Origin of the sequence: Achromobacter sp. PD1 (assembly GCF_048541815.1) — a bacterium.
GTDB classification, from domain to species: domain Bacteria; phylum Pseudomonadota; class Gammaproteobacteria; order Burkholderiales; family Burkholderiaceae_B; genus Achromobacter; species Achromobacter bronchisepticus_A.
Genome location: NZ_CP183349.1, coordinates 640938 through 666139 on the forward strand (window position 1 = coordinate 640938; position 25202 = coordinate 666139).

The window sequence follows — 25202 nt, forward strand, 5'->3', positions numbered from 1 at the left end:
ACGTTATTGATAGTGGACGGATCAGCGCATTCCTGCTGCGGGGGCCTTATGGCGAAGGTGCGATTCCGATGGCTGGTTGGAGGCTGCGGCGACGCGGAAACAGGGCTCGGAAGGGGACTGTATTTGATGGCGGGGATGGTATCCGGGGCGTCCGGATAATTAGGGGCAGGGCTGAAAGTCGCATGAATAGGTGCTTGGCCTAAAAACTAAGGGTAAGCCCTAGCGTGTCCGGCCAGGCTTTGCTGGGATGTTGCAATATCCCAACAAGCCTGTCGTAAACCTGCACTTTTCTGGCGCCGACCATAGCCAGCCCCCCTGATTTTTGATGCAATAGCGTCAACTTCCCTTCGCGGAGTTAGGGGGGCGGCAGGCTGGTTTGCTGGATTGCTGCTCTTGTCACTCAAATCAACGGAGATTTCTTAAATGAAAAAGACTCTGCTCGCTGCCGCCCTGCTCGCCGGTTTTGCCGGTGTCGCCCAGGCAGAAACGTCTGTCACCCTGTACGGTATCATCGACACGGGTATCGGCTACAACAAGATCAGCGGTGGTCCCGATGCCGTCAACGGCAGCCGTTTCGGCATGATCAACGGCGTCCAGAACGGTTCGCGCTGGGGTCTGCGTGGTTCGGAAGACCTGGGTGACGGCCTGCGCGCTGTTTTCCAGCTGGAATCGGGCTTTGATTCGGGTAACGGCAAGTCGGCTCAAAACGGCCGTCTGTTCGGTCGTCAAGCCACCATCGGTCTGGCCAGCGACAGCTGGGGTCAACTGGACTTCGGTCGCCAAACCAACATCGCGTCGAAGTACTTCGGCTCGATCGACCCGTTCGGCGCTGGCTTCGGTCAGGCTAACATCGGTGCCGCCTTCAGCGCTGCCAACACGCAACGCTACGACAACATGGTCATGTATCAGACCCCGTCGTTCAGCGGCTTCCAGTTCGGCTTGGGCTATTCGTTCAATGCTGACGACCAAAACACCGCCCAAACCGGTTTCCGCACCGCCGACAACACCCGCGCGATCACGACCGGTCTGCGTTACGTGAACGGCCCGCTGAACATCGCCTTCTCGTACGATCAGCTGAACGCTTCGAACAAGCTGTCGACCACCCAGACCGACGCCACCCCGCGTATGTACGCCCTGGGCGGTTCGTATGACTTCGAAGTCGTGAAGCTGGCTTTGGCCTACGCTCGCACGACCGACGGTTGGTTCGCTGGCCAAGGCCTGAACTCCACCACCGGCAACATCGGCTTCAACAGCAACATCTTTGCTGATGGCTTCAAGGCCAACTCGTACATGGTCGGCCTGTCCGCCCCGATCGGCGGCGCAAGCAAGCTGTTCGGTTCGTGGCAAATGGTTGACCCCAGCAACGGTCGCCTGAGCGGTGTTGATAGCGCCGACCAGACGATGCAAATCTTCTCGCTGGGCTACACCTACGACCTGTCCAAGCGCACCAACCTGTACGCTTACGGTTCGTACGCCAAGAACTACGCCTTCGTGGAAGACATCAAGTCGACCGCCGTCGGCGTCGGTATCCGTCACCGCTTCTAATCCAAAGCAGGGCGCAAGTCCTGCCTGGATTTAAAGTGCGCGAACGGGCTTCGGCCCGTTCGTATGAAACCACCCTTCGGGGTGGTTTTTTTCGTTTTCGCGCCTGTGTTTTTGCGTGTGTTTGTGCGTGCATCGGCAGGCTGCTGTATGCTTGCGCACCGGTGCTGAAAGCAGCCATTGTTCCATTTGAGGAATGCTGTCTTTCGCCTGCTGTTCGAGCTACAGAGTTCAGCCAGAAGTAACCGCGCGAATGCTACAATCCTAAGGTTTGCGCATTTGACGGACGCCTGAATGAACCTGCAACAGTATTTTCCCGTCCTGCTGTTTATCGTAGTGGCCACCCTTATCGGGTTCGCGCTTCTAACGGCCGGCTCCCTCCTTGGCCCGCGGCGTCCCTACGCCGAGAAGCTCTCGCCGTACGAATGCGGTTTCGAGGCCTTCGAAGACGCTCGCATGAAGTTTGACGTGCGCTACTACCTGGTGGCGATCCTGTTCATTCTTTTCGACCTGGAAATCGCCTTTCTGTTCCCGTGGGCCATCGCCCAGGGCACGGTCGGCCTCGTCGGTTTCTGGACGGTCATGGTTTTCCTGGCCGTGCTGACGGTCGGCTTCATCTACGAATGGAAAAAGGGCGCGCTGGACTGGGAATAACCCGCCGGGTTTTTCCACAGCACGCTATCAGAGACGAATATGGCTATAGACGGCATTCTCAAGCAAGGGTTCATCACAACCAGCGCGGACAAGTTCCTTAATTGGGCAAAGACCGGCTCCATGTGGCCCATGACCTTCGGTCTGGCCTGTTGCGCGGTTGAGATGATGCACGCGGGCGCGGCCCGCTACGACCTGGACCAATTCGGCATCATCTTCCGCCCCAGCCCGCGCCAGTCCGATCTGATGATCGTGGCCGGCACGCTGTGCAACAAGATGGCGCCGGCGCTGCGCAAGGTCTACGACCAGATGCCCGAGCCGCGTTGGGTGGTTTCGATGGGCTCCTGTGCCAACGGCGGCGGTTACTACCACTACTCGTATTCGGTGGTCCGTGGCTGCGATCGCATCGTACCGGTAGACGTCTACGTGCCGGGCTGCCCGCCCACGGCCGAGGCGCTGGTCTACGGCTTGCTGCAAATGCAGAACAAGATCCGTCTGACCAACACGATTGCGCGCTGAGCATCGCCGCGCCAGGCAGCAGTCCTTGCAGCCGGCCCCGCGAAACCAGCGTATCGGTTCACCTAAGCGTACAAGATGATGACCAGGCTCGAAACCCTGAAAAACAATTTGCAGACCACCCTCGGCGCGGATATCGCGCTGACCGAGGCGTTGGGCGAGCTGACGCTCGAAGTGCCCGCGCAGCAGTGGTTCTCCGTCTGCAACAAGCTGCGCACCGAAGTCGGCCTGCGCTTTGAAACCTGTATCGACCTCTGCGGCGTCGACTACCTGACCTGGGGCAACGGCACGCGCCAACTGCCCGAGGAAACCAACGCCAAGGTCCACCGCTCGCGTTTCGCCGTGGTCGCCCATCTGCTCTCGATCGAGAACAACTGGCGCCTGCGCGTGCGCACCTGGGCCGAAGACGACGAATTCCCGATGGTCGCGTCGTTGATGGAATGCTGGCCGGCCGTGGGCTGGTTCGAACGCGAAGCCTTCGACCTGTACGGCATCGTCTTCGAAGGCCACCCGGACCTGCGCCGCATCCTCACCGACTATGGCTTCATCGGCCATCCCTTCCGCAAGGACTTCCCGCTGTCCGGCACCGTCGAAATGCGCTACGACCCGGAACAACGGCGCGTCATTTACCAGCCGGTCACGATCGATCCGCGCGAAGTCACGCCGCGCGTGGTCCGCGAAGACTCCTACGGCTTGGGGCGTTAAATCATGGCAGAAATCAAGAACTACACGCTCAACTTCGGCCCTCAGCACCCGGCCGCGCACGGTGTGCTGCGCCTGGTGCTCGAACTCGACGGCGAAGTGATCCAGCGCGCCGACCCGCACATCGGCCTGCTGCACCGCGCCACTGAAAAGCTGGCCGAACACAAGACCTACATCCAGGCGCTGCCCTACATGGACCGCCTGGACTACGTGTCCATGATGTGCAACGAGCACGCCTACGTCATGGCCATCGAAAAGCTGCTGGGCGTGGAAGCCCCGCTGCGCGCGCAGTACATCCGCGTGATGTTCGACGAGATCACCCGTCTGCTGAACCACCTGATGTCGCTGGGTTCGCACGCGCTGGACGTGGGCGCCATGGCGGTGTTCCTATATGCCTTCCGTGAGCGCGAAGACCTGATGGACTGCTATGAAGCGGTCTCGGGCGCGCGCATGCACGCGGCCTACTATCGTCCTGGCGGCGTCTACCGCGACCTGCCGGACTCGATGCCGCAATACGGCGACACCAGCAAGTACCGCGGCGACAAGGAAGTGCGCGTCATGAACGACGCGCGTTCGGGTTCGCTGCTGGATTTCATCGAAGACTTCACCAACCGCTTCCCGGCTTGCGTCGACGAGTACGAAACGCTGCTGACCGACAACCGCATCTGGAAGCAGCGTCTGGTGGGCATCGGCGTGGTCGATCCCGAACGCGCCAAGGCGCTGGGCTTCACCGGCCCGATGCTGCGCGGTTCGGGCGTGGCCTGGGACCTGCGCAAGATGCAGCCCTACGAAGTCTACGACCTGCTCGATTTCGACATCCCCGTGGGTGTCAACGGCGACTGCTATGACCGCTACCTGGTCCGTATCGCCGAAATGCGTGAGAGCAACCGCATCATCCGCCAGTGCGTGGAATGGCTGCGCAACAACCCGGGCCCGGTCATGATCGAGAACCACAAGATCGCCCCGCCCAAGCGCACCGCCATGAAAACCAACATGGAAGAGCTGATCCATCACTTCAAGCTCTTCACTGAAGGTTTCCACGTGCCTCCCGGTGAAGCGTACGCCTCGGTGGAACACCCCAAGGGCGAATTCGGCATCTACGCGGTGTCCGACGGCGCCAACAAGCCTTACCGCCTGAAGATTCGGGCCCCCGGCTTTGTCCACCTGCAATCGCTGGATGAAATGTCGCGCGGTCACATGATTGCCGACGCCGTCACCATCATTGGCACGCAGGACATCGTTTTTGGCGAGATCGATCGCTGATCCGCCCAGACAGTCACGAGCACGCCCGCATAACCCGGATTCAAACTATGCTGCTTTCCGAACAGGCCTACCAGAAAATCGACCGAGAACTCGCGAAGTTCCCGGGCGACCAGCGGCAGTCCGCCATCATGGCCTCGCTTGCCATCGCGCAAGAAGAGAAGGGCTGGTTGGCTACCGAAATCATTGAAGATGTGGCCAACTACATTGGCGTTCCGCCCATCGCGGTCCAGGAAGTCGCCACCTTCTACAACATGTTCGACGTCAAGCCCGTCGGCAAGAACAAGATCGCCGTCTGCACGAACCTGCCCTGTGCCTTGCGCGACGGCGAACGCGCCGGCGACTACCTGAAGCGCAAGCTGGGCGTCGACTACCGCGGCACCACTCCCGACGGCCAGTTCACGCTGGTGGAAGGCGAGTGCATGGGCGCTTGCGGCGATTCGCCCGTGCTCATCGTGAACAACAAGCATATGTGCGTGCGCATGACCGAAGAGAAGCTGGACGCGCTGGTCGCGGCCCTCAAGGCGCAAGGAGAGTCGGCATGAACGCGCCCGACCTGTACAAGCAGTTCGCGCAGGGGCTGGACCCCAACCCGCTGAACGATGTTTCCAATTCGATGTGCCTGCATGGCCGACACATCCAGCCGCAGATCCTGGCTGACGTCGACGGCGCCAACTGGCGCCTGGCCGACTACGTCAAACGCGGCGGCTACGAAGCCCTGAAGAAGATCCTGACCACCGGCATGAAGCCGGAAGACGTGATCGCCGAGGTCAAGGCCTCCGGCCTGCGCGGCCGTGGCGGCGCGGGCTTCCCGACCGGCCTGAAGTGGAGCTTCATGCCGCGCGCCTTCCCGGGCCAGAAGTACCTGGTCTGCAACTCCGACGAAGGCGAGCCCGGCACGTTCAAGGACCGCGACATCCTGCGCTTCAATCCGCACATCGTGATTGAAGGCATGGCGATCGCGGCCTACGCCATGGGCATCAGCGTCGGCTACAACTACATCCACGGCGAAATCTTCGAAGTCTACGAGCGCTTCGAAGAAGCGCTGGAAGAGGCGCGCGCCGCCGGCTTCCTGGGCGACAAGATCCTGGGTTCGGATTTCAGCTTCCAGCTGCACGCGTTCCATGGCTATGGCGCCTACATCTGCGGCGAAGAAACCGCGCTGCTGGAGTCGCTGGAAGGCAAGAAGGGCCAACCGCGCTTCAAGCCGCCGTTCCCGGCCAGCTTCGGCCTGTACGGCAAGCCCACCACCATCAACAACACCGAAACGTTCGCGGCGGTGCCCTGGATCATCCGCAACGGCGGCCAGGCCTACCTCGAAGTCGGCAAGCCGAACAACGGCGGCACCAAGCTGTTCTCGATCACCGGCGACGTCGAGCGTCCCGGCAACTACGAGATCCCGCTGGGCACCCCGTTCTCGAAGCTGCTGGAACTGGCGGGCGGCATGCGCGGCGGCAAGAAGCTGAAGGCCGTGATCCCCGGCGGTTCGAGCGCTCCTGTGCTGCCGGCCGACATCATCATGGAATGCACGATGGACTATGACTCCATCGCCAAGGCCGGCTCGATGCTGGGCTCGGGCGCTGTGATCGTCATGGACGAAACCCGCTGCATGGTGAAGTCGCTCTTGCGCCTGTCGTACTTCTATTTCGAGGAAAGCTGCGGCCAGTGCACGCCGTGCCGCGAAGGCACCGGCTGGCTCTACCGCATGGTGCATCGCATCGAAAACGGTCACGGCCGTCCGGAAGATCTGGACTTGCTGGACAACGTGGCGGGCAACATCATGGGCCGCACCATCTGCGCCCTGGGTGACGCCGCCGCCATGCCCGTCCGTGGCTTCCTCAAGCATTTTCGCGACGAATTCGCGCACCACATCGAGCACAAGTCTTGTGTGGTCCCGCAATATCTGTAGGTCTCAGGAACAGCAATGGTTGAACTAACCGTCGACGGCAACAAGGTCGAAGTGCCCGAAGGCAGCATGGTCATGCATGCCGCTCAGAAAGTCGGGCTTTACGTGCCGCATTTCTGCTACCACAAGAAACTGTCCATCGCGGCCAACTGCCGCATGTGCCTGGTTGAAGTGGAAAAAGCGCCCAAGGCGCTGCCCGCCTGCGCCACGCCCGTGACCAACGGCATGGTCGTCCACACCTGCTCCGAGAAGGCTATCGCCGCTCAGAAGTCGGTGATGGAATTCTTGCTCATCAATCACCCGCTCGACTGCCCGATCTGCGATCAGGGCGGCGAATGCCAGCTGCAGGACCTGGCTGTGGGCTACGGCGGCTCTTCCTCGCGTTACCAGGAAGAAAAGCGCGTGGTGTTCCACAAGGACCTGGGTCCGCTGGTTTCCGCCGAGGAAATGAGCCGCTGCATCCACTGCACCCGCTGCGTGCGCTTCGGCCAGGAAATCGCCGGCGTCATGGAACTGGGCATGCTGGGCCGCGGCGAACACTCCGAGATCACGACCTTCGTCGGCCGTTCGATCGAATCGGAACTCTCGGGCAACATGATCGACATCTGTCCGGTGGGCGCGCTGACCTCCAAGCCCTTCCGCTACAGCGCGCGCACCTGGGAACTGGCTCGCCGCCGTTCGGTCAGCCCGCACGACAGCCTGGGCGCCAACCTGGTGGTCCAGGTCAAGGGCGACCGCGTCATGCGCGTGGTGCCGTTCGAAGACGAAGCCGTCAACGAATGCTGGATCAGCGACCGCGACCGCTTCTCGTACGAAGGCCTGAACAGCGAAGACCGCCTGTCGGCTCCGATGATCAAGGGCACCGACGGCAAGTGGCAGGAAGCCTCCTGGAGCGACGCGCTTGCCGCCGTGGCCCAGGGCCTGTCCCGCGTGCGCGACAGCTTCGGCGCCGGCCAGATCGGCGCCCTGGCGTCCGAATACGCCACCACCGAGGAATACGCGCTGCTGGGCCGCCTGGTCCGTTCGCTGGGTTCCGAGAACATCGACTTCCGCCTGCGCCAGACCGATGCCGCCTTCGACGCCGCCCTGACCGGCGCGCCGTGGCTGGGCATGCCCATCGCCGAGCTCGACAACCTGGACCGCGTCCTGGTGGTCGGTTCGTTCCTGCGCAAGGATCATCCGCTCATGGCGCAGCGCCTGCGCCAAGCCGCCAAGCGCGGCACGCAGATCCTGATGGTCGACAGCGCTGCCGACGATCCCCTGATGCCCGTGGCCGCCCGCATTACCGTGGCCCCGTCCGAGCTGGCGCGCGCGCTGGCCGAAGTGGCCGTCGCGCTGGCCCAAGCCAAGGAACAGGCCGTGCCGGCCGAGTTCGCCTCGGTCGCGCCCAGCGAAAACGCCAAGCTCATCGCCGCCAGCCTGGCTTCCGGCGCCAATACCGCCGTGCTGATGGGCAACCTGGCCGTGGCCAGCGCCCAGGCCTCGACCCTGGCCGCCAACGGCCGCGCCGTGGCTGAACTGGCCGGCGGCAAGTTCGGTTTCCTGACTTCCGGCGGCAACACCGTCGGCGGTTACCTGGCAGGCGCCATTCCTGGCAAGGGCGGCAAGAACGCCGCCGCCATGCTGGCCGAGCCGCTGAAGGCCTACGTGGTCCTGCACGCCGAGCCGCTGCTGGATGCCGACAATGGCCAGCAAGCGATCACCGCGCTGCGCGGCGCGCAGTTCGCCGTGGCCCTGACGCCTTATCGTTCGGCTGCCGCCGAATGGGCCGACGTCATGCTGCCGGTGTCGCCGTTCACCGAAACCTCGGGTACGTTCGTCAACGCCCAAGGCCTGGCTCAGAGCTTCAAGGGCACGGTCACGCCGTTCGGCCAGACCCGTCCGGGCTGGAAGGTCCTGCGCGTGCTGGGCAACGTCCTGCACCTGGCCGGCTTTGACGACGAGACCTCCGAGTCCGTGCGCGACGCCGTGCTGGCGGGCGGCATCGAAGGCCGCCTGTCCAACGAGATCAAGGCCCCGCTGGGCCTGGGCCAGGCCGCCAGCGGCCTGGAACGCGTCGCCGACGTGCCGATCTACCGCACCGACGCCATGGTCCGCCGCTCGGAGCCGCTGCAAGCGGCCCCGGCCTCCAAGAAGCCGGCTGCCGCCATGAACGGCCGCACGCTCACCAGCCTGGGCCTGACGGCTGGCGTCAAGGTGCGCGTGTCGAACGGGCAGGGCGCCGTCGAACTCGAAACCGTGCAGGACGATGCCGTGGCGGACCGCGCCGTGCGCATCTCGGCAGCCTTTGAAAACACCGCAGCCCTGGGTGGCGCATTCGGTCAAATCAGCGTGGAGCGTGCCTGATGGAATGGCTTAATGTTCTTGAGAGCCAGGGTACGGCATTGCTGGGCCCGACGGTCTGGATGGTCCTCTGGACCCTCATCAAGATTGTGGTCATCGCCGTGCCCATCATCCTGTGCGTGGCGTACCTGACCTACTGGGAACGCAAGATGATCGGCGCCATGCACGTGCGCATGGGCCCGAACCGCGTTGGCTTCAAGGGGCTGCTGCAGCCGTTCGCCGACGTGTTCAAGCTGCTGACCAAGGAAGTGGTGGTTCCGTCGCAGGCCAACAAGGTGCTGTTCATCGTGGCCCCGGTGGTTACGCTGATGCCGGCCCTGGCCGCCTGGGCGGTGGTGCCGTTCGGTCCCGATGTGGTCCTGGCCAACGTCAACGCCGGCCTGCTGTACATCATGGCCATCACGTCCGTGGGCGTGTATGGCGTGATCGTGGCGGGTTGGGCGTCCAACTCCAAGTACGCCTTCCTGGGCGCGCTGCGCGCTTCCGCGCAGATGCTGTCCTACGAACTGGCCATCGGCTTCGTGCTGGTGACGGTGCTGCTGGTGTCCGGCAGCCTGAACATGTCCGAGATCGTGCATGTGCAGAACCGCGGCTGGTTTGCCGACAAGGGCCTGACGTTCCTGTCCTGGAACTGGCTGCCGCTCTTGCCGCTGTTCGTGATCTACGTGATTTCGGCCGTGGCTGAAACCAACCGCCACCCGTTCGACGTGGTCGAAGGCGAATCGGAAATCGTGGCCGGCCACATGGTCGAATACTCGGGCATGGCGTTCGCGCTGTTCTTCCTGGGCGAATACGCCAACATGATCCTGCTGTCCTGCATGGCCTCGATCATGTTCCTGGGCGGCTGGGCTTCCCCGATCGACATCGCGCCGCTGACCTGGATTCCGGGTTGGATCTGGCTGGGTCTCAAGACGTTCGTCGTGGTCTCGTTGTTCGTGTGGTTCCGCGCGTCGTTCCCGCGCTACCGCTATGACCAGATCATGCGCTTGGGTTGGAAAATCTTCATCCCGCTGACCGGCGTTTGGCTGGTCGTGGTGGCGATCTGGATGCAGACGCCCTGGAACATTTGGCGCTAAGCCGCCAGGCAGAGGCAGGATATGGAAGCGATCAAGGATTTCTTCGGCAGTCTGATGCTGACCGAATTGCTCAAGGGCATGCGCCTGACGGGCAAGTATTTCTTCAAGCGCAAGGTCACCTTGCGCTACCCCCAGGAAAAGACGCCTGCGTCGCCGCGTTTCCGCGGCCTGCACGCGCTGCGCCGCTACCCCAACGGGGAAGAGCGCTGCATCGCGTGCAAGCTGTGTGAAGCCGTGTGCCCCGCGCTGGCGATCACCATCGAGTCGGACCAGCGCGATGACGGCACCCGCCGCACCACGCGTTACGACATCGACCTGACCAAGTGCATTTTCTGCGGCTTCTGTGAGGAAAGCTGCCCCGTGGACTCCATCGTGGAAACGCACATCCACGAATACCACGGTGAAAAGCGCGGCGACCTGTATTTCACCAAAGACATGCTGCTCGCCGTGGGCGACCGCTACGAAGCCGACATCGCCCGCCGCCGGGCCGAAGACGCTCCCTATCGTTGAAGCCCAGGACCTGATCCATGACTTTTACCACTGTCCTGTTTTACATACTGGCCGCCGTGCTGGTGATCGCGGCGTTCCGCGTGATCACCGCGCGCAGCCCGGTCACCGCCGTCCTGCACCTGATCCTGGCCTTCGTCAACGCGGCCATGCTGTGGATGCTGCTTGGCGCCGAGTTCCTCGCGCTGCTGCTGGTGCTGGTATACGTGGGCGCCGTGATGGTGCTTTTCCTCTTCGTCGTGATGATGCTGGACATCCGCATGGATGCCCTGCGCCAGGGCATGAAGACCTACCTGCCGCTCGGCCTGGTCATCGGCCTGGTGATGGTGGTCGAAATGGCCTTCGTGCTGGGTTCGACCTGGTACGGCGCGGGCCCGCAAGCCCCGGTCGCCGGCGACTACAACAACGCCCGCGCGCTGGGCGAGGCCATGTACACCCAGTACATCTACGCCATTGAAGTGGGCGCCGCGCTGCTGCTGGTCGGCATGGTCGCCGCCATCGCGCTGACCCTGCGCCGCCGCCGCGACGTGAAGTACAACGACCCGGTGGCCGCCGTCCGCGTGCGCTCGAAGGACCGTTACCGCATGGTGAGCATGCCCGCCCAGAGCGAGCGCGCCCAGGCGCAGAACGGCACCCCGACCGCCGCCGCGCCCCAAGGAGAACAAAAATGACGCTGACGCTGGCCCACTACCTGATCCTCGGGGCGATCCTGTTCGCCATCGGGATCTTCGGCATCTTCCTGAACCGCCGCAACCTGATCATTCTCCTGATGTCCATCGAGCTGGTGCTCCTGGCCGTCAACATGAACTTCGTGGCGTTCTCCAGCTGGTTCGGCGACACCGCCGGCCAGGTGTTCGTGTTCTTCATCCTGACCGTGGCCGCCGCCGAAGCGGCGATCGGCCTGGCCATCCTGGTGCTGCTGTTCCGCAACCTGAACACGATCAACGTTGACGAACTCGATCGCCTGAAGGGCTGACGGGGTATTGGAAGAAAATGTCTAGCTCACCCAATCTCTACTTGCTCATCGCGCTGGCTCCGCTGGCCGGGGCAATTCTCGCGGGCCTCTTCGGCACCGGGTTCCTGGGCCGTCCCATCGGCCGCCGCGCTTCGCACATGATCACCATCCTGGGCGTGCTCATCTCCACCATCGGTTCGGTGGTGGTGCTGAACGACGTGCTCAATGGCTTGCGCTTCGACGGCGCGGTCTACACCTGGAGCCTGATCGGCCAGACCAAGCTGGAAATCGGCTTCCTGATCGATCCGCTCTCGGCCATGATGATGGTCGTGGTGACTTCGGTGTCGCTGATGGTGCACATCTACACCATCGGCTACATGGCGGATGATCCCGGCTACCAGCGCTTCTTCTCGTACATCTCGCTGTTCACGTTCTCCATGCTGATGCTGGTGATGTCGAACAACATGGTGCAGCTGTTCTTCGGCTGGGAAGCGGTGGGCCTGGTGTCGTACCTGCTGATCGGCTTCTGGTACACCCGTCCCACGGCGATCTTCGCCAACATGAAGGCGTTCCTGATCAACCGCGTCGGCGACTTCGGCTTCGTGCTCGGCATCGGCCTGCTGTTCGCTTACGCCGGCACCATGCACTACGGCGAAGTCTTCGCCCAGGCCGACAAGCTGGCCACGCTGACGCTGCCCGGTTCCGACTGGATGCTGCTGACCGTCGCCTGCATCTGCCTGTTCATCGGCGCCATGGGCAAATCGGCCCAGGTTCCGTTGCACGCCTGGCTGCCTGACTCGATGGAAGGCCCGACCCCGATCTCCGCGCTGATCCACGCCGCCACCATGGTGACGGCCGGCATCTTCATGGTCGCGCGTTTCTCGCCGCTGTTCGAACTGTCCGACGTGGCGCTGTCCTTCATCATCGTGATCGGCGCCATCGGCGCGCTGTTCCTGGGCATCCTGGGCATCATCCAGAACGACATCAAGCGCGTGGTCGCGTACTCCACGCTGTCGCAGCTGGGTTACATGACGGTCGCGCTCGGCGCCTCGGCTTACTCGGTCGCGATCTTCCACCTGATGACGCACGCGTTCTTCAAGGCGCTGCTGTTCCTGGGCGCGGGCTCCGTGATCATCGGCATGCACCATGACCAGGACATCCGCAACATGGGCGGCCTGCGCAAGTACATGCCCATCACCTGGATCACTTTCCTGCTGGGCACGCTGGCCCTGGTCGGCACGCCGTTCTTCTCGGGCTTCTACTCGAAGGAACACATCATCGAGGCCGCCGGCGCCGCCAATGTCTGGGGCGCGAACTTCGCGTACTACTCGACCCTGATCGGCGTGTTCGTGACCTCGCTGTACTCGTTCCGCGTGTACTTCCTGGTCTTCCACGGCAAGGAACGCTTCGATACCACCGGTCACGGCCATGGCCACGACGACCATCACCACGCCGCCGACGTCGACCATGAGCCGGACGGCCATGGCCATCACGGCACGCCGCATGAGTCGCCCTGGGTGGTCACGCTGCCGCTGGTGCTGCTGGCGATCCCGTCGGTCATCATCGGCGCCCTGGTTGTCGATCCGATGCTGTTCGGCAAGTTCTTCGACGGCGTGATCAAGGTCCTGCCGCAGCATCCTGCGATGCACGAGCTGAACGAAGAGTGGCACGGTTGGGTGGCCTTCGGCCTGCACGCCTTCCAGACGGTTCCGTTCTGGCTGGTCGTGGCTGGCGCCGTCACCGCCTGGTACTGCTATCTGATCAACCCGAAGGTTCCGGCCAAGATCCAATCCAGCCTGTCCGGCATCAACAAGGTGCTCGAGAACAAGTACTACGTGGATTGGGTCAACGAGCAGATCATCGCCCGCGGCCTGCGCTGCCTGGGCCGTGGCCTGTGGCAGACCGGTGACCGCGGCATCATCGACGGCCTGCTGATCAACGGCAGCGCCCGTGTGGTGGGCTGGGTGGCAGCGGTCAGCCGTCACCTGCAGTCCGGCTTCATCTATCACTACGCGTTCGCGATGATCATCGGCATCATGGCGCTGGTGACTTTCTTTGTGCTGATTCCCCAATGATGGCAAGCGAGATGGCATCCAACACTTTCCCCTGGCTCACGCTTGCGATCTTTGTCCCGATCGTATTCGGCCTGCTGGTGCTGGCGGTGGGCCGTGACGACCGTCCCGGCCTGACGCGCGGCCTGTCGCTCGTCGGCTCAATCGCCGGTTTCCTCGTCACGATCCCGCTGTACACCGGTTTCGACTCCACCACGGCCAAGATGCAGTTCGTGGAGAAGACCTCCTGGATCGAGGCCTTCAACGTCAATTACCACCTGGGCATCGACGGCATCTCGATGTGGTTCGTGCTCCTGACCGCCTTCATCACCATCATCGTGGTGCTGGCCGGCTGGGAAGTCATCACCAGCCGCGTGTCCCAGTACATGGCCGCCTTCCTGATCCTGTCGGGTCTGATGGTGGGCGTGTTCTGCGCGCTGGACGGCATGCTGTTCTACGTGTTCTTCGAAGCCACGCTGATCCCGATGTACATCATCATCGGCGTCTGGGGCGGCCCGAACCGCGTGTACGCGGCGTTCAAGTTCTTCCTGTACACGCTGATGGGCTCGCTGCTGACGCTGGTCGCCTTCGTGTACCTGTGGAACGTGTCGGGCGGTTCGTTCGACATCCTGACCTGGCAGCAGACCAAGCTGGGCTACACCCCGCAGATCCTGATCTTCGTGGCTTTGCTGGCGGCCTTTGCCGTCAAGGTGCCGATGTGGCCGGTCCACACGTGGTTGCCCGACGCTCACGTCGAAGCTCCCACGGGCGGCTCGATCGTGCTGGCCGCGATCATGCTGAAGCTGGGCGCCTACGGTTTCCTGCGCTTCTCGCTGCCGATCGCGCCTGACGCCTCGCACAGCCTGGCCGGCATGATGATCACGCTGTCGCTGATCGCCGTGATCTACATCGGCCTGGTCGCGATCGTCCAGGACGACATGAAAAAGCTGGTGGCGTATTCGTCGGTTGCTCACATGGGCTTCGTCACGCTGGGCTTCTTCATCTTCAACACGGCCGGCGTCGAAGGCGCCATCGTGCAGATGATCTCGCACGGCTTCGTGTCGGGCGCCATGTTCATGTGTATCGGCGTGCTCTATGACCGCATGCACTCGCGCCGCATCGCCGACTACGGCGGCGTGGTCAACGTCATGCCGCGTTTCGCCACCTTCTTCATCCTGTTCTCGATGGCCAACAGCGGCCTGCCGGCCACCAGCGGTTTCGTCGGCGAGTTCATGGTGATCATGGGCGCGGTCGAGCACAACTTCTGGATCGGCCTGCTGGCGGCGACCGCCCTGATCCTGGGCGCTTCGTATTCGCTGTGGATGGTCAAGCGCGTGGTCCTGGGCGACGTCGCCAACGACCACGTGCGTGAACTGACCGATATCAACCGCCGCGAGTTTGTGATTCTTGGCGTGATGGCGATCGCCGTGTTGTACATGGGGATCTATCCCAAGCCCTTTACCGACGTGATGCACGTTTCGGTGGAGGCCCTGCTGCAACACGTTGCCGTCTCGAAACTGTAAGACAAGACAATGATGCAATCCCAAATCGATTTCGCCCTGGCGACACCGGAAATCCTCCTGCTGGTTTTCGGCCTGGCTATCCTGCTCGTCGACGCGGTCAGCAATCACCCCGAGCGCAAGCCGACGTTTCTGCTGACCATGCTTGCATTGGGCGTGCTGACCGTCGTGTCGGCCCTGCAATGGAAGAACGGCGTTGTTGGTTCGACCTTCAACGGCCTGTACGTCACCGACGAACTGTCGCATCTGCTCAAGATCGCGTCCTACATCGCCGTGGCCGCGACCCTGGTCTATGGCCGCGTCTACGCGCAAGTGCGCGACATGATGCGCGGCGGCGAACTCTACGTCCTGACGCTGTTCGCCCTGCTGGGCCAGATGGTCATGATCTCCTCCGGGAACCTGATCTCGATCTACCTGGGCCTGGAGCTGATGTCGCTGGCGCTGTACGCGCTGATCGCGCTGCGCCGCGACAACGTCGTCGCCACCGAAGCCGCCATGAAGTACTTCGTGCTGGGCGCGCTGGCCTCGGGCTTCCTGCTGTACGGCATGTCCATGATCTACGGCGCCACCGGCCACCTGGATCTGGCTGAAGTGTCCAAGGTCATCGCCGCGGGCAAGGCCGAGAAGCTGGCCCTGGTGTTCGGCATCGTGTTCCTGGTGTCGGGCCTGGCGTTCAAGCTCGGCGCCGTGCCGTTCCACATGTGGGTTCCGGACGTCTACCAGGGTTCGCCCACCGCCGTCACCCTGATCCTGGGCGGCGCGCCCAAGCTGGCCGCCTTCGCCATCACGCTGCGCCTGCTGGTCGATGGCCTGCACGGCCTGGCCGCCGACTGGCAGCCGATGCTGATGATCCTGGCGGTGCTGTCGCTGGCCATCGGCAACCTGACGGCCATCGCGCAGACCAACTTCAAGCGCATGCTGGCCTATTCGACCATCTCGCACATGGGCTTCGTGCTGCTGGGCCTGATGTCGGGTTCGGTCGCGGGCAAGCCGGAACTGTCGTCGGCCGCCTACGGCGCCTCGCTGTTCTACATGCTGACCTACGTGCTGACCACGCTGGCCAGCTTCGGCATCGTGCTGCTGCTGTCGCGCCAAGGTTTCGAGTGCGAGCACATCGACGACCTGAAGGGCCTGAACCGCCGCAGCCCGTGGCATGCCGCCATCGTGCTGCTGCTGATGTTCTCGCTGGCCGGCATTCCGCCGCTGGTGGGCTTCTACGCCAAGCTGGCCGTGCTGCAGGCGCTGGTCAGCGCAGGCCACGTGACCCTGGCCGTGATTGCGGTGCTGTTCTCGCTGATCGGCGCGTTCTACTACCTGCGCGTGGTCAAGGTCGTGTACTTCGACGAGCCGGCCGCCGATGCCGCGCCGATGGTCGCCACCTGCGGCCAACGCGGCGTGCTGTCGGTCAACGGCGCCCTGATCCTGATCCTGGGCATCCTGCCGGGCGGCCTGATGGCCTTGTGCGTGCAGGCAATCCGCAGCTCGCTCAGCCTGTAAACGGAAAACGGGGCCATGAACCAGACTCTGGCGGTATGGCTGCTGATCGCGCTGGCCCTGGTCAGCGCGAATCTCCCGTTCCTGACGGAGCGGGTATTCGCCGTCATGCCCTGGAAGCAGGGCGGGGTGGCGGCAGTCAAACCGTTCTGGATGCGTCTGATCGAAGTGCTGGTGTTCTACGCCATCGTCGGTGCGCTCGGTTTCGCGTTCGAATCCACGCTGGGCAACCGCTTTTCCCAGACCTGGGAGTTCTACGCGATCACGCTGAGCCTGTATCTGGTGCTGGCGTATCCGGGGTTTGTGTACCGGTACCTGTTCAAGCGGCACCCGCGCCTGCGCACCTGAAGGCAGCCTGGTTCATGCATGAAAAACGCCCTGTGGGGCGTTTTTTTTCGTGGGTGCATGGAACCCCCGGCTTAGCCTGTGCCTTTTGAGCTTGCTGATGCCTTTCCTTGCCCATTCGGGGGTATTCGGGAGGGCGGAGCTACTCAGCGTCTTGCACTAGCGGATACCCGGCGCGAGCCCTGCGAAGACCCGTGGGGGATAACCCACTTATGGTGTTGTTTTTTCATCTTTTGGATGAGTTTGGGTCTTTCATTCAGGTTTCATTCAGCCGCACAGTTCAGAATCGCAAACGTTAAAAAAACAAGAATCGTTGCTATTTACATTCGGAGAAGCTGGTTTGAAGCCCCAAGATACGTATTCGCTGAATGCGCTCACTACCTCCCTGGCTGCCGCGATCGCGGCCCCCGCGCTGTTCATCAGCCCGTACGCCGCCGCCCAATCCGCGGATTCGGGCGTGACGCAACTTGCGCCCGTGCGCGTGGAGGGTGAGGGGGCGTCCTACCAGACATCCACGGCGCAATCGCCCAAGTTCACGGCCCCCTTGCTGGACACCCCGCGCACGGTGCAGGTCGTGCCAAAGCAGGTGATCCAGGACCAGGCTGCGTCCACGCTGCAGGACGTCCTGCGCAATTCGCCCGGCATCACGTTCGGCGCGGGCGAGGGCGGTCGCCCGGGCGGCGACCTGCCGATCATCCGCGGCCAGAATTCCGCCGGCAGCATTTTCCTGGACGGCATTCGCGATTCCAGCACGCAGGTGCGCGACACCTTCAACCTGGAGCAGGTCGAAGTCATCAAGGGGCCGGACTCGGTCTATTCCGGCCGCGGCGGCGCGGGCGGCAGCATCAATATGGTCAGCAAGACGCCCAAGGCCACCGACTTTACGGAAGCCACGGCGCAGATCGGCACGGACAGCAACTACCGTGCGACCATCGACAGCAATTGGCGCCTGGCCGACAAGGCCGCGTTCCGCCTGAACGTCATGGGCAACAAGGGTGACGCGCCCGGCCGTGACGACGCGGTGGACTTCGAGCGTTGGGGCGTGGCGCCCTCGCTGACCTTGGGCGTGGGTACGCCGACGCGCATCACGCTGAGCTACTACCACTACCAAGACGACAGCATGCCGGATTACTCCATCCCGTATGATCCGAAAACGGGCCAGCCGGTGACGGAGACCATGGGTGTAAGCCGCAAGAGCTTCTATGGCTTGAAGGGCCGCGATTTCATGAAGACCCGCGACGACGTCGCTACCGTGGACTTCCAGCACGACTTCTCCGACAAGCTGCAACTGCGCAACGTGACGCGCTATGGCCGCGGCACCACCGATTTTGCGGCGACCAACCCCGACGACAGCAAGGGCAACGTTCCGAATGGCCTGGTGTACCGGGCTCTCAAGTCGGGCTACTACGTCACCAAGAGCTTCGCCAACCAGACCAACCTGACGGGCGAATTCGATACCGGCAGCCTGAAGCACTCGTTCGACCTGGGCTTCGAGTACAGCAACATCAAGCAGGACAAGGACAGCTACACCGAGTCGGGCGTTCCCGCTGGAACGAGCGGCTGCGTGACTGGCACCGCCAACGGCAAGAATACCTACGCCAATCCGGCGCTTTGCGCCTCGTTGTGGGATCCGGACCCGGGCACCTACTATCCTGGACATCTGCAACGGAACAACAATCCGGCGCGCTACAACACGGATACGGTCGCGCTCTACGGCTTCGACACGATCAAGTTCAACGAGCAATGGCAAGCCAGCCTGGGCCTGCGTTGGGACAATTACCGTACCAGCGGCAGCAACATCGCCAAGGGCCGCAATGACCCGGCCAGCACGCCGGCGTTCTACAGTACCAGCCGCGAGGACAACCTCTTTAACTACCAGGTTGGCTTGGCATACAAGCCCGCGCCCAACGGCACCATCTACGCCACTTACGGAACTTCGTCCACGCCGTCCGCCATCGCCTCCAGCGCGATCAGCGATGCCGTGTCGGTCACGAACCAGTCGCTGGAGCCTGAGAAGAGCCGTACGGTGGAACTGGGCACGAAGTGGCAGGTGTTCGATGATCGCCTGACGTTGTCGGCGGCGGCTTTCCAGGACATCCGCAAGAACACCAGCGTCGCGGTCTCGGCCACCGAGACCGCGCAGGTCGGCGAGGCCAAGGTGCGCGGCATCGAACTGGGCTTCTCGGGCAGCATCACGCCCAAGTGGAACGTGTTCGGCGGCTACACCTTCATGGACAGCGAAATGACCAAGGGCGCCTACAACAGCGGCGCCGTGGGCCAGGACCTGCCCAACACGCCGCGCAATGCCTTCAGCCTGTGGACCACCTACAAGGTGCTGCCCAAGCTGACGGTCGGCGGCGGCGCCTACTACGTGGACAAGGTGTACGGCAATTCGGACGCGACCAAGAACGCCGACGGCACGCCCAAGGCGCGCTGGGTGCCTTCCTACTGGCGCTTCGACGCCATGGCCGCGTACGAATTCAACGACCATATGTCGGCGCAGTTGAATGTGCTGAATATTTTCGACGAAACCTACTACACCAAGGCCTATGCGGCGCACTACGCGGCGCTGGGCACGGGCCGGGCGGCGCTGCTCTCGCTGCGCGTGCGGTACTGATACGCCGCTGCAATGAAAAAGCCACCGCGAGGTGGCTTTTTTCATGCTCGCCCGCCGGCTGCAGGCACAGGCGCCGGGCGTGACGCGTTCAGCTCTCGAACCAGTTCAGCACCCCGTCCAGCCCCGACACATTCAGCGCGTAGCGCGTCTGCTGACGCACCAGCGGCTTGGCGTGGTAAGCGACGGGGAAGCCGGCGATGCCCAGCATCTTCAGGTCGTTGGCGCCGTCGCCCATGGCGATGATCTGCTCCTGGGAGGCGCCGTGCTGGCGGGCGAACTCGCGCAGGTGGGCTTCCTTGGCGTCGGCGTCGAGGATGTCGCCCAGGACCTTGCCGGTCAGCACGCCGTTGGCGATTTCCAGGGTGTTGGCGTGCGCGCTGTCCAGGTTCAGGCGCTGGCGCAGGCGTTCGGTGAAGAAGGTGAAGCCGCCGGAGACCAGCAGCACCTTGATGCCGGCGGCCTGGGCGGTGGAAATCAGGCGTTCGGCGCCGGGATTCAGGCGCAGCTTTTCCGTATAGACCTGTTCCAGCGCATCGGCTGGCACGCCTTCGAGCAGGGCGACGCGGCGGCGCAGGCTTTCGGAGAAGTCCTTGATCTCGCCGCGCATCGCGGCCTCGGTGATTTCGGAGACCTTGTCCTTCAGGCCCGCCACGCCGGCGATCTCGTCGATGCATTCGATGTTGATCAGCGTGGAGTCCATGTCCATGGCCAGCACCTTGCATCCCGACAGCTTCAGGCCGGCGGACAGGAAGGCGGTGTCGACGCCGTGGCGTTCGGCCCAGCCGACGACCTCGGCGCGGGTGGCATCGTCGTGTTGTACGTCGAGCAGGCGGGCGGCGGTGGCGCTGATGCGTGCGACGCCTTGCGCCTGGGCCAGGGCTGCCAGCTGTTCGGCGTGTTCCACGGTCAGGCCGGGGGATTGGACGACAAGGTGATGGGTAGTCATAAAAATCAGTGTGGTTTGACGGTTACTTCAAGGCGCGCAGCACGGCGCGCACGGCGTCGGCGCGGGCCGGAATCTGCGCGGCCTTGATCTCAACCCGCAATTTATCCTGTCCCGCCAGTTTGATGTGACGCTGGCGCTGCACGAGTTCGATGATCTTGCCGGGATCGACCGAGGTCTTGGGGCCGAATTGCAGCAGCGCCTGGGTTTCGCTGGCGTCGATCTTGACGATGCCCAGGGGCTGGGCGGCCAGGCGCAGGCGGTGCGTGGCGAGCAGCGTCTGCGCGGCCTCGGGCAGCTTGCCGAAGCGGTCGATCAGTTCTTCCTGGATGTGGATCAGGTCGTCTTCGTCCGCGGCGTGCGCCAGGCGCTTGTAGATGCCCAGGCGCGCATGGACGTCGGCGCAATAGTCGGACGGCAGCAGCGCCGGGGCGTGCAGGTTGACTTCGCAGGCCAGGTTGAAGGGCGCGTCCAGGTCGGGTTCTTCGCCGGCGCGCAGTGCGCGCACGGCTTCGTTGAGCATCTCGTTGTACATCGAGAAGCCCACTTCCTGGATGTTGCCGGACTGCGAATCGCCCAGCACTTCGCCCGTGCCGCGGATCTCCAGGTCATGCATGGCCAGGTAGAAGCCCGAACCCAGCTCTTCCATGGCCTGGATGGCTTCCAGGCGCTTCTTGGCGTTGTTGGTGATGGCGTCCTCGCCGGGCGTCAGCAGGTAGGCGTAGGCCTGGTGGTGCGAGCGCCCGACCCGGCCGCGCAGCTGGTGCAGTTGGGCCAGCCCGAAGCGGTCGGCGCGGTGGATCACAATGGTGTTGGCACTGGGCACGTCGATGCCGGTTTCGATGATGGTGGTGCACAACAGCACGTTGTAGCGCTGCTGGTAGAAGCCCTTCATCACCTGTTCCAGCTCGCGCTCGGGCATCTGGCCATGGGCCACGGCGATGCGGGCCTCGGGCACCAGTTCTTCCAGGCGGGCTCGGCGGTTGTGGATGGTCTCGACTTCGTTGTGCAGGAAATAGCACTGGCCGCCGCGCTTGAGTTCGCGCAAGAGCGCTTCGCGCAGGGTGCTGCCGTCCTCGCGCCGCACGAAGGTCTTGATGGCCAGGCGCTTTTGCGGCGCGGTGGCGATGACGGAGAAGTCGCGGATGCCTTCCAGCGACATGCCCAGCGTGCGCGGAATGGGCGTGGCGGTCAGCGTCAGCACGTCGACCTCGGCGCGCAGCGCCTTCAAGGCTTCCTTCTGGCGCACGCCGAAGCGGTGTTCCTCGTCGATGATGACCAGGCCCAGGCGCTTGAATTTCACGTCCTTGGACAGGATCTTGTGGGTGCCGATGACGATGTCCACGCGGCCGTCGTTGATGCCTTCGATGGCGGCGGAAACTTCCTTGGCCGAGCGGAAGCGCGACAGCTCCACGACCTTCACGGGCCAGTCGGCGAAGCGGTCGGAGAAGGTCTGCGCATGTTGTTCGGCCAGCAGCGTGGTGGGGCAGAGCAGGGCGACCTGCTTGCCGTTGGCCACGGCCAGGAAGGCGGCGCGCAGCGCGACCTCGGTCTTGCCGAAGCCCACGTCGCCGCAGACCAGGCGGTCCATGGGGCGGCCGGAGGTCATGTCGGCGATGACGGCCTCGATGGCGGCGGCCTGGTCGGCTGTTTCCTCGAAGCCGAAGCCCTCGGCGAAGGCCTGGTAGTCGTTGAGCGGCAGGTTGAAGGCGTAGCCTTCGCGCGCGGCGCGCTGGGCGTACAGCGCCAGCAGCTCGGCGGCGGTGTCGCGGACCTGGCGGGCGGCCTTGCGGCGCGCCTTGTCCCATTGGCCGGAGCCCAGCTGGTGCAGGGGCGCGGCTTCCGGATCGGCGCCGCTGTAGCGGGCGATCACGTGTAGCTGCGACACCGGCACGTATAGCGTGCTGCCGTTGGCGTACTCCAGATGCAGGAATTCCATCCCGCCTTCGCCCATGTCCATGTTGACCAGGCCGTGGTAGCGGCCGATGCCGTGCTGCGCATGGACCACGGGGTCGCCTGCACGCAGCTCGGACAGGTCGCGCACCATGGCTTCGACGTTGCTGGCGCGTTCCTGGTCGCGCTTGCCGCGGCGGCCGGTGGTGGCCAGGCCCGGGTACAGGTCGTTTTCGGTGAGGAAAGCCAGATTGGCCTGGGGCAGGCCGAAGCCGGTGGACAGCGGCGCGGCGACGATGCCGAAATGGGCGTCCGAGGCGAGGAAGGCTTCGATGGTGTCGGGCTGTGCGTCCGGTGTGACGCCGAACTCGTTGAGCATCTGCACCAGGGTCTCGCGCCGGCCGGCGGAGTCGGCGCACAGCAGCACGCGTGTCTGGCCGGCCTGCACCAGCGCGCGCAGCTTGGCGATGGGATCTTCAGAACGCCGCGCCACGCTCACATCAGGCGCCGCGCGGAAGTCCGGGTGCGGCTGGCCGGCGGTCAGCGACAGGCGACGGAAGTCCTTCAGCCGCGCGTAGAGCGTCTCGTTGTCCAGGAACAGTTCGGACGGCGGCAGCACCGGCCGTTCGCGGTCGCTCTTGAGGAAGCCGTAGCGGCTGGAGGTGTCCTGGTTGAAGCGCTGGATGGCGTCGTCGATGTCGCCTACGGTGACGGTGACCGTGCCTTGCGTCAGGTAGTCGAACAGGGTCGCCGTTTCCTCGAAGAAGAGCGGCAGGTAGTACTCGACGCCGGCGAACGGAATGCCGTTGCCGATGTCCTTGTAAGGCAAGGCGCGCGAAGGATCGCCTTCGAAGACTTCACGGAAGCGCGCCCGGAAGCGGTTGCGCGCGTCTTCGTCCATCGGGAATTCGCGGCCGGGCAGCAGTTGCACTTCGCGCACCGGGTACAGGCTGCGCTGCGTGTCCACGTCGAAGCTGCGGATGGTCTCGATCTCGTCGTCGAACAGGTCCAGGCGGTAGGGCACCACCGAGCCCATGGGGAACAGGTCGATCAGGCCGCCGCGCAGGCAGAACTCGCCGGGCGCCGTCACCTGGGTGACGTGGTTGTAGTTGGCCAGGGTCAGCTGGGCGCGCAGCGCGGCTTCGTTGAGCTTGTCCTTCTGTTTGAAGGAAAAGGTGTAGGCCGCAAGGAAAGAGGGCGGCGCCAGCCGGTACAGCGCCGTGGTGATCGGCACGGTCAGCACGTCCACCGACTTGGTCATCAGCGAGTGCAGCGTGTGCAAGCGTTCCGAAATCAGGTCCTGGTGCGGCGAGAAGGCGTCGTAGGGCAGCGTTTCCCAGTCGGGCAACTGGCGCACCCGCAGGTCCGGGGCGAACAGCTGGATTTCCTCGGCCAGGCGCTGGGCCTCGACCGGCTCGGCGGTCAGGATGACCAGCGGCGCCGAGGCCTGCCGCGCCAGATCCGCCAGCAGCCAGGCGTCGCCGGACCCTGGCGGGCGCGGCTGCGCATAGCGCGCGCCGGCCTTCAGCGCGGACAGAGTGGGGGCCGTGGCGGGGACGGGAGGCGCGAAGGTAGCGGGGGCGGAGGGGGCTGGCATCAGGCTGGAAGCAGGCATCAAGCGGAAGATTATAAAATCACCGCACCATGTCTGCCTCCCTCATTGCAATCGTGCCCGCTGCGGGCGTAGGGGCCCGCGCCAGCCGGCCCGGGCATGAAACCGTGCCCAAGCAATACCGTCCGCTGTCTGGACAGCCCATGCTGCGCCACGCAGTATGCGCGTTGCTGGCCGATGAACGCATCTCGCAGGTGCGGGTGGCCGTGACGCCCGGCGACGGCTGGGTGGATGCGGCGCTGGCCGGCCTGCCGCGCACCGTGTGGCGCGCCTGCGGCGGCGCGACGCGTGCGGATACCGTGGCGGGTGCGCTGGCCGACAGCGGCGTGGCCGACGATACCTGGGTGCTGGTGCACGATGCTGCGCGCCCTGGGCTGCCTGCGGCCGCGCTGGGCCGGCTGATCGACGCCTGCCTGGCGGACCCCGTGGGCGGCCTGTTGGCGCTGCCCGTGGCGGACACCGTCAAGGGCGGCCACGAGCGCGTGGAGCGCACGCTGGACCGCAACGGCCTGTGGCTGGCGCAGACCCCGCAGATGTTCCGGGCCGGCGTGCTGCGCGATGCGCTGACGGCGGCCTCCGTGAGCGGCGCGGCCGTCACCGACGAGGCCTCGGCCATCGAGGCGGCAGGTTACGCGCCGCTGCTGGTGCCCGGCGCCATGCGCAATTTCAAGGTGACATGGCCGGACGATTTCGAACTGATGGAAAAATGGCTATGAGTATTCCTTTCCGCGTCGGCCAGGGTTTCGACGTGCATGCGCTGGTCGAGGGGCGCCCGTTGATCATCGGCGGCGTCACGATCCCCCACACGCATGGCCTGCTGGGGCATTCGGACGCGGACGTGCTGCTGCACGCCATTACCGACGCGCTGCTGGGCGCCGCCGGCCTGGGCGATATCGGCCGGCACTTTCCGGATACCGACCCGGCCTTCAAGGGCGCCGATAGCCGCGTGCTGCTGCGCGAGGCCATGGCGCGCGTGCGCGCCGCGGGCTGGACGCCGGTGAACATCGACGCCACGCTGCACGCGCAGGCGCCCAAGATCGGTCCGCACGCGCCGGCCATGGTGAAGAACATCGCCGCGGATACCGGGCTGGCCGAGACCGAGGTCAACATCAAGGCCAAGACCAACGAAGGCCTGGGGTACCTGGGCCGCAAGGAAGGCATCGCGGCGACGGTGGTGGCCTTGCTGGCGCGCGCGGCTTCCTAGCTCGCGCGAGGGCTCCCCGGCACCACGGCCGAATGCGCTTTTCCGCTGTTCATTTAGTTTGGATA

The 25202-nt window shown here is 64.1% G+C and carries 21 protein-coding genes; 19 read left to right on the forward strand and 2 right to left on the reverse strand.

All coding sequences use genetic code 11. The features are described from left to right. Window positions 1-423 precede the first annotated feature (423 nt). The 17 genes from ACM1PE_RS02970 to ACM1PE_RS03050 all read left to right on the forward strand — a co-directional run bounded on the left by ACM1PE_RS02970 (window position 424) and on the right by ACM1PE_RS03050 (window position 19485). A complete protein-coding gene (locus ACM1PE_RS02970; RefSeq protein ID WP_059374966.1) occupies window positions 424-1545 on the forward strand; it encodes a porin in 1122 nt (373 codons plus the stop codon). Window positions 1546-1836: 291 nt separating this feature from the next. Next, window positions 1837-2196 (forward strand): NADH-quinone oxidoreductase subunit A, encoded by a 360-nt coding sequence (locus ACM1PE_RS02975; protein WP_006217959.1) that lies wholly within the window; start codon window positions 1837-1839, stop codon window positions 2194-2196. A 39-nt stretch (window positions 2197-2235) separates the two neighbouring features. After that, complete coding sequence (locus ACM1PE_RS02980; protein WP_006217960.1) at window positions 2236-2712, forward strand: NuoB/complex I 20 kDa subunit family protein; 477 nt, start codon at window positions 2236-2238, stop codon at window positions 2710-2712. 75 nt (window positions 2713-2787) lie between these two features. Beyond that, window positions 2788-3414 carry an NADH-quinone oxidoreductase subunit C gene (locus ACM1PE_RS02985; RefSeq protein WP_059374964.1) on the forward strand — a complete coding sequence of 209 codons (627 nt, stop codon included), beginning with the start codon at window positions 2788-2790 and terminating at the stop codon, window positions 3412-3414. Between the two features lie 3 nt (window positions 3415-3417). Beyond that, a complete protein-coding gene (locus tag ACM1PE_RS02990) occupies window positions 3418-4674 on the forward strand; it encodes an NADH-quinone oxidoreductase subunit D (RefSeq protein WP_059374957.1) in 1257 nt (418 codons plus the stop codon). A gap of 47 nt (window positions 4675-4721) precedes the next feature. Further along, the gene (gene nuoE, locus ACM1PE_RS02995; protein ID WP_059374951.1) at window positions 4722-5216 is read left to right on the forward strand and encodes an NADH-quinone oxidoreductase subunit NuoE; all 495 of its coding nucleotides are present in this window, start codon (window positions 4722-4724) and stop codon (window positions 5214-5216) included. Next, window positions 5213-6580 (forward strand): NADH-quinone oxidoreductase subunit NuoF, encoded by a 1368-nt coding sequence (nuoF, locus tag ACM1PE_RS03000; protein WP_059374946.1) that lies wholly within the window; start codon window positions 5213-5215, stop codon window positions 6578-6580. The genes nuoE and nuoF overlap by 4 nt, the downstream gene beginning before the upstream one ends. A gap of 15 nt (window positions 6581-6595) precedes the next feature. Continuing rightward, window positions 6596-8923, forward strand: coding sequence for an NADH-quinone oxidoreductase subunit NuoG (nuoG, locus tag ACM1PE_RS03005; RefSeq protein WP_251877457.1), 2328 nt, complete (start codon window positions 6596-6598; stop codon window positions 8921-8923). Then, window positions 8923-9996, forward strand: a complete 1074-nt coding sequence (gene nuoH / locus ACM1PE_RS03010; protein WP_059374944.1) for an NADH-quinone oxidoreductase subunit NuoH — start codon at window positions 8923-8925, stop codon at window positions 9994-9996. The genes nuoG and nuoH overlap by 1 nt, the downstream gene beginning before the upstream one ends. Window positions 9997-10017: 21 nt before the next feature. Continuing rightward, window positions 10018-10506, forward strand: a complete 489-nt coding sequence (gene nuoI, locus ACM1PE_RS03015) for an NADH-quinone oxidoreductase subunit NuoI (RefSeq protein ID WP_008161196.1) — start codon at window positions 10018-10020, stop codon at window positions 10504-10506. 17 nt (window positions 10507-10523) lie between these two features. After that, window positions 10524-11174 (forward strand): NADH-quinone oxidoreductase subunit J, encoded by a 651-nt coding sequence (locus ACM1PE_RS03020; protein ID WP_054450491.1) that lies wholly within the window; start codon window positions 10524-10526, stop codon window positions 11172-11174. Beyond that, window positions 11171-11479 (forward strand): NADH-quinone oxidoreductase subunit NuoK, encoded by a 309-nt coding sequence (gene nuoK, locus ACM1PE_RS03025; RefSeq protein ID WP_006217969.1) that lies wholly within the window; start codon window positions 11171-11173, stop codon window positions 11477-11479. Before ACM1PE_RS03020 ends, nuoK begins: the two co-directional genes overlap by 4 nt. 17 nt (window positions 11480-11496) lie before the next feature. Then, entirely contained in the window at window positions 11497-13533 is a 2037-nt protein-coding gene (gene nuoL / locus ACM1PE_RS03030; RefSeq protein WP_419342536.1) for an NADH-quinone oxidoreductase subunit L, read from the forward strand. Then, window positions 13530-15032: an NADH-quinone oxidoreductase subunit M gene (locus ACM1PE_RS03035; protein ID WP_059374942.1), complete on the forward strand. Its 1503-nt coding sequence runs from the start codon at window positions 13530-13532 to the stop codon at window positions 15030-15032. The genes nuoL and ACM1PE_RS03035 overlap by 4 nt, the downstream gene beginning before the upstream one ends. 9 nt (window positions 15033-15041) lie before the next feature. Further along, the gene (nuoN, locus tag ACM1PE_RS03040; protein WP_042796786.1) at window positions 15042-16526 is read left to right on the forward strand and encodes an NADH-quinone oxidoreductase subunit NuoN; all 1485 of its coding nucleotides are present in this window, start codon (window positions 15042-15044) and stop codon (window positions 16524-16526) included. A gap of 15 nt (window positions 16527-16541) precedes the next feature. Continuing rightward, a complete protein-coding gene (locus ACM1PE_RS03045) occupies window positions 16542-16871 on the forward strand; it encodes a DUF2818 family protein (RefSeq protein ID WP_054450498.1) in 330 nt (109 codons plus the stop codon). A gap of 337 nt (window positions 16872-17208) precedes the next feature. Continuing rightward, window positions 17209-19485, forward strand: coding sequence for a TonB-dependent receptor (locus ACM1PE_RS03050; protein WP_419342537.1), 2277 nt, complete (start codon window positions 17209-17211; stop codon window positions 19483-19485). An 88-nt stretch (window positions 19486-19573) separates the two neighbouring features. Here ACM1PE_RS03050 and serB read toward each other — a convergent pair whose 3' ends face one another. Continuing rightward, window positions 19574-20431, reverse strand: coding sequence for a phosphoserine phosphatase SerB (serB, locus tag ACM1PE_RS03055; protein WP_059374940.1), 858 nt, complete (start codon window positions 20429-20431; stop codon window positions 19574-19576). Between the two features lie 22 nt (window positions 20432-20453). Continuing rightward, window positions 20454-23936: a transcription-repair coupling factor gene (gene mfd, locus ACM1PE_RS03060; RefSeq protein ID WP_280015326.1), complete on the reverse strand. Its 3483-nt coding sequence runs from the start codon at window positions 23934-23936 to the stop codon at window positions 20454-20456. A gap of 29 nt (window positions 23937-23965) precedes the next feature. Between mfd and ispD the strand changes: the two genes are divergently transcribed. Both ispD and ispF read left to right on the forward strand, forming a co-directional pair. After that, complete coding sequence (gene ispD / locus ACM1PE_RS03065; protein ID WP_059374938.1) at window positions 23966-24649, forward strand: 2-C-methyl-D-erythritol 4-phosphate cytidylyltransferase; 684 nt, start codon at window positions 23966-23968, stop codon at window positions 24647-24649. Beyond that, window positions 24646-25137, forward strand: a complete 492-nt coding sequence (gene ispF / locus ACM1PE_RS03070) for a 2-C-methyl-D-erythritol 2,4-cyclodiphosphate synthase (protein WP_059374937.1) — start codon at window positions 24646-24648, stop codon at window positions 25135-25137. Before ispD ends, ispF begins: the two co-directional genes overlap by 4 nt. Window positions 25138-25202: the final 65 nt, after the last annotated feature.

Coding starts and splice junctions, on each gene's coding strand:
- ACM1PE_RS02970 (WP_059374966.1), top strand. CDS start 424: ATGAAAAAGACTCTGCTCGCTGCCGCCCTGCTCGCCGGTTTTGCCGGT.
- ACM1PE_RS02975 (WP_006217959.1), top strand. CDS start 1,837: ATGAACCTGCAACAGTATTTTCCCGTCCTGCTGTTTATCGTAGTGGCC.
- ACM1PE_RS02980 (WP_006217960.1), top strand. CDS start 2,236: ATGGCTATAGACGGCATTCTCAAGCAAGGGTTCATCACAACCAGCGCG.
- ACM1PE_RS02985 (WP_059374964.1), top strand. CDS start 2,788: ATGATGACCAGGCTCGAAACCCTGAAAAACAATTTGCAGACCACCCTC.
- ACM1PE_RS02990 (WP_059374957.1), top strand. CDS start 3,418: ATGGCAGAAATCAAGAACTACACGCTCAACTTCGGCCCTCAGCACCCG.
- nuoE (WP_059374951.1), top strand. CDS start 4,722: ATGCTGCTTTCCGAACAGGCCTACCAGAAAATCGACCGAGAACTCGCG.
- nuoF (WP_059374946.1), top strand. CDS start 5,213: ATGAACGCGCCCGACCTGTACAAGCAGTTCGCGCAGGGGCTGGACCCC.
- nuoG (WP_251877457.1), top strand. CDS start 6,596: ATGGTTGAACTAACCGTCGACGGCAACAAGGTCGAAGTGCCCGAAGGC.
- nuoH (WP_059374944.1), top strand. CDS start 8,923: ATGGAATGGCTTAATGTTCTTGAGAGCCAGGGTACGGCATTGCTGGGC.
- nuoI (WP_008161196.1), top strand. CDS start 10,018: ATGGAAGCGATCAAGGATTTCTTCGGCAGTCTGATGCTGACCGAATTG.
- ACM1PE_RS03020 (WP_054450491.1), top strand. CDS start 10,524: ATGACTTTTACCACTGTCCTGTTTTACATACTGGCCGCCGTGCTGGTG.
- nuoK (WP_006217969.1), top strand. CDS start 11,171: ATGACGCTGACGCTGGCCCACTACCTGATCCTCGGGGCGATCCTGTTC.
- nuoL (WP_419342536.1), top strand. CDS start 11,497: ATGTCTAGCTCACCCAATCTCTACTTGCTCATCGCGCTGGCTCCGCTG.
- ACM1PE_RS03035 (WP_059374942.1), top strand. CDS start 13,530: ATGATGGCAAGCGAGATGGCATCCAACACTTTCCCCTGGCTCACGCTT.
- nuoN (WP_042796786.1), top strand. CDS start 15,042: ATGATGCAATCCCAAATCGATTTCGCCCTGGCGACACCGGAAATCCTC.
- ACM1PE_RS03045 (WP_054450498.1), top strand. CDS start 16,542: ATGAACCAGACTCTGGCGGTATGGCTGCTGATCGCGCTGGCCCTGGTC.
- serB (WP_059374940.1), bottom strand. CDS start 20,431: ATGACTACCCATCACCTTGTCGTCCAATCCCCCGGCCTGACCGTGGAA.
- mfd (WP_280015326.1), bottom strand. CDS start 23,936: ATGCCTGCTTCCAGCCTGATGCCAGCCCCCTCCGCCCCCGCTACCTTC.
- ispD (WP_059374938.1), top strand. CDS start 23,966: ATGTCTGCCTCCCTCATTGCAATCGTGCCCGCTGCGGGCGTAGGGGCC.
- ispF (WP_059374937.1), top strand. CDS start 24,646: ATGAGTATTCCTTTCCGCGTCGGCCAGGGTTTCGACGTGCATGCGCTG.